This is a genomic window from Mesorhizobium sp. M7A.F.Ca.AU.002.02.1.1 (assembly GCF_003998535.1).
GTDB lineage: Bacteria > Pseudomonadota > Alphaproteobacteria > Rhizobiales > Rhizobiaceae > Mesorhizobium > Mesorhizobium ciceri.
Map to the genome: position 1 here is coordinate 1 of NZ_RZPB01000621.1, position 3,573 is coordinate 3,573.

2 protein-coding genes and 1 pseudogene are annotated in these 3,573 nt (G+C 64.1%); all 3 read left to right on the plus strand.

Going from position 1 to position 3,573, the window contains the following annotated elements; all coding sequences use genetic code 11:
• Positions 1-82 precede the first annotated feature (82 nt).
• The gene (locus EN879_RS28020; RefSeq protein WP_063168957.1) at positions 83-1,585 is read left to right on the plus strand and encodes a GMC family oxidoreductase; all 1,503 of its coding nucleotides are present in this window, start codon (positions 83-85) and stop codon (positions 1,583-1,585) included.
• Positions 1,582-2,340, plus strand: coding sequence for a 3-ketoacyl-ACP reductase (locus EN879_RS28025; RefSeq protein ID WP_013529695.1), 759 nt, complete (start codon positions 1,582-1,584; stop codon positions 2,338-2,340). Before EN879_RS28020 ends, EN879_RS28025 begins: the two co-directional genes overlap by 4 nt.
• Positions 2,341-2,352: 12 nt before the next feature.
• Positions 2,353-3,573, plus strand: a pseudogene (locus EN879_RS28030) (GMC family oxidoreductase N-terminal domain-containing protein); the annotation flags it as partial.

Genomic DNA, 3,573 nt, shown 5'->3' on the forward strand with positions numbered 1-3,573 from the left:
TCGCCCAAAAGTGGATCCGGTTTTGGGGCAACGACATGCATCAAAACAAAAAACTAAAGCGCGTCGGGACGCGATTTAGGCCATGAGAAATCCGGACATCGTCATCATCGGCTCCGGCATCGGCGGCGCCACGATCGCTTCCGGCCTTGCCGGCAGCGGCGCCTCGATCTTGATGCTCGAGCGCGGCGAGCCGTTGCCGGCGACGCCGCACGCGCGCGACACGCGCTCGATCTTCGTCGACGGCCATTATAGGCCGAAGGAGATGTGGCGTGAGGCCGGCGGCGCCGCCTTCAACCCCGGCAATTATTATTATGTCGGCGGCAATTCGAAGTTCTATGGCGCGGTGCTGATCCGCTACCGCAAGGAAGATTTCGCCGCCATGGAGCACTTTGGCGGGGTCTCGCCGGCATGGCCGTTCTCCTATGAGGAATTCGAGCCCTGGTATTCGAAAGCCGAACAGCTGTTTCGCGTGCGCGGTGCACTGGGCGAGGATCCGACCGAGCCGTTCCATTCGATCCCCTACGCCTACAAGCCGGTGCCCGACGAGGCGCCGATCGCCCGCGCCCGCGCCGAGCTGAAAAACCTCGGCCTGCATCCGGCCTCGCTGCCGCTCGGCGTCGACATCGACACCTGGCTGAAAGAGGGCAAGACCGGCTGGGACGCGTTTCCCAACACCGGCCAGGGCAAGGTCGACGCGCAGACAGGACCGCTGACGGCGGCCCTGAAGGACACCAACATCCGGCTCGAGACCGGCTGTTATGTCGAGTACCTGGAGGCATCGACCGACGGCAAAACCATTGCTGCCATCCACTATCGGCAGAATGGTGAGCTGAAAAAGGTGGCGCCGAAACTGGTCATCCTCTCCGCTGGCGCGGTCAATTCCGCCGTCATCCTGCTGCGCTCGCCTTCGGCCGATGGCAATGGTCTTGCCAACCGCTCCGATCAGGTCGGGCGCAATTTCATGAACCACAATTCCAGCGCCATGCTGGCGATCGATCCGCGCCGCCGCAACGATGCCGTCTACCAGAAGACGCTGATGCTCAACGACTACTATCTGTCCGACGGCAAGGGCGGTAAGCCGCTGGGGAACGTCCAACTGCTCGGCAAGATCGACGGCAACATGCTGCGGGCCAATGTCAAGTACACGCCGGGATTCGCGCTCGACTTCATGGCCGGCCACGCCGTCGACTGGTACCTGATGTGCGAAGACCTGCCCGACCCGGAAAGCCGCATCATGGTCGACGGCAAGGACATCGTCATGCAGTGGCGGCGCTCCAACATGCAGTCGCTCGACGGGCTGAACAAGGTAATGCGCGAAAACTTCCGCGCCTGCGGCTATCCCATCGTGCTGTCGCGCCCCTTCGACAAGCGCACGCCGTCGCATCAATGCGGCACGATCAAGATGGGCGACGATCCGGCGACGGCGGCGCTCGACCCCTACTGCCGCTCCTTCGACCACCGGAACCTGTTCGTCGTCGACGCCGGTTTCCTGCCGAACTCGGCGGCGGTCAACCCAGCGCTGTCGATTGCAGCCCAAGCGCTGCGCGTTGCTGACCACATCCGCAAGACGGACCTCGCCGCATGACCCGCCCCGCCGCTATCGTCACCGGCGGCGCGCGCGGCATCGGCCTCGCCTGCGCCCAGGCACTGGCGGATGCCGGCTTCGATATTCTGGTCGCCGACCTTGCCGAAACAGCCGCCGACGGACTTGCCCCCGACATCGCCAAGCGTGGCGCAAAATTCGCCTATGTCAGGTGCGACATCGCGGACCTCGACACCCATACAGCACTTGTCGATGCCGCGATGCGCGCCTTCGGCCGCATCGACTGCCTGGTCAACAATGCCGGCGTCGGCGCCGTGGTGCGCGGTGACCTCTTGGACCTCAAGCCGGAGAATTTCGACCGCACGCTGGGCATCAACCTGCGCGGCACCGTCTTCCTCAGCCAGGCTGTCGCCAAGGCGATGCTGGCTGCGCCAGGCGATCAGAGATCCATCATCACCATCACCTCGGTCAGTGCTGAAATGGCGTCGCCGGAACGGCCGGACTACTGCATCTCGAAGGCCGGGCTTTCGATGTGGGTGAAGAACCTGGCGTTGCGGCTTGCGCCTGAAAACATCGGCGTCTTCGAAGTCCGGCCCGGCATCATCCGCACCGACATGACCTCAGGCGTGACCGCCAAATATGACGCCCTTATCGACGGCGGCCTGGTTCCGGCCAAACGCTGGGGCGAAGCATCGGACATCGGCGCGGTGGTGGCGACGCTCGCCGGCGGCAAGCTCGGCTTTTCGACCGGCTCGATCATCAATGTCGACGGCGCGCTCTCGGTGCCACGGCTATGAATGGATCAGGAAATGACTGACTATATCATCGTGGGCGCCGGTCCTGCCGGCTGCGTTATGGCCAACCGGCTGAGCGAAGATCCCAGCAATTCGGTCCTGCTGCTGGAAGCCGGCGGCAAGGACTGGCACCCCTACATCCACATGCCGGCGGGCTTCGCCAAGATGACCAAAGGCATTGCTTCCTGGGGTTGGTCGACCGTGCCGCAAAAGCACATGAAGGACCGCGTCTTCTGGTACACGCAGGCCAAGGTCGTCGGCGGCGGCTCGTCCATCAACGCGCAGATCTACACGCGCGGCAATGCCCGCGACTACGACGCCTGGAGAAGGAAGAAGGCCTCGCCGGCTGGGGCTATCGCGACGTGCTGCCCTATTTCAAGCGCGCCGAAAACAACCAGCGCTACGCCAACGACTTTCATGGCGACCAGGGCCCGCTCGGCGTGTCCAACCCGATTTCGCCGCTGCCTATCTGCGAGGCCTATTTCCGTGCCGGCCAGGAGATGGGCATCCCCTTCAACCCGGACTTCAACGGCGCTGCCCAGGAAGGCGTCGGCTACTACCAGTTGACCCAGAAGGATGCCCGACGCTCCTCCGCCTCGGTCGCTTATTTGAAGCCGATCCGCAGCCGCAAGAACCTGACCCTCCGAACCGATGTGCTGGTGACGCGCATCGTCGTCGAGAACGGTCGCGCTATCGGCGTCGAGGTGGTCGACAGGCCGGGCGGCGACAAGAAAATCCTGCGCGCCGAGCGCGAGGTGATCGTCTCGTCCGGCGCCATCGGCTCGCCGAAGCTCCTGATGCAGTCGGGGATCGGCCCCGCAGACCATCTGAAGTCAGTCGGCGTCACGCCGGTGCATGACCTGCCCGGCGTCGGCTCCAACATGCAGGACCATCTCGATTTGTTCGTCATCGCCGAATGCACCGGCGATCACACCTATGACAACTACGCCAAGCTGCACCGCACGGCCTGGGCCGGTCTGCAATATCTGCTGCTGAAGAAAGGCCCGGTGGCCTCCAGCCTGTTCGAGACCGGCGGCTTCTGGTACGCCGACCCGACCGCCGCCTCGCCCGACATTCAGTTCCATCTCGGCTTGGGATCCGGCATCGAGGCCGGCGTCGAGAAGCTGAACAATCCAGGTGTCACCCTGAACTCGGCCTTCCTGCGGCCGCGCTCACGCGGCACGGTGCGGCTGAAGAGTGCCGACCCGTCCGACCACCCGCTGATCGATCCGAACT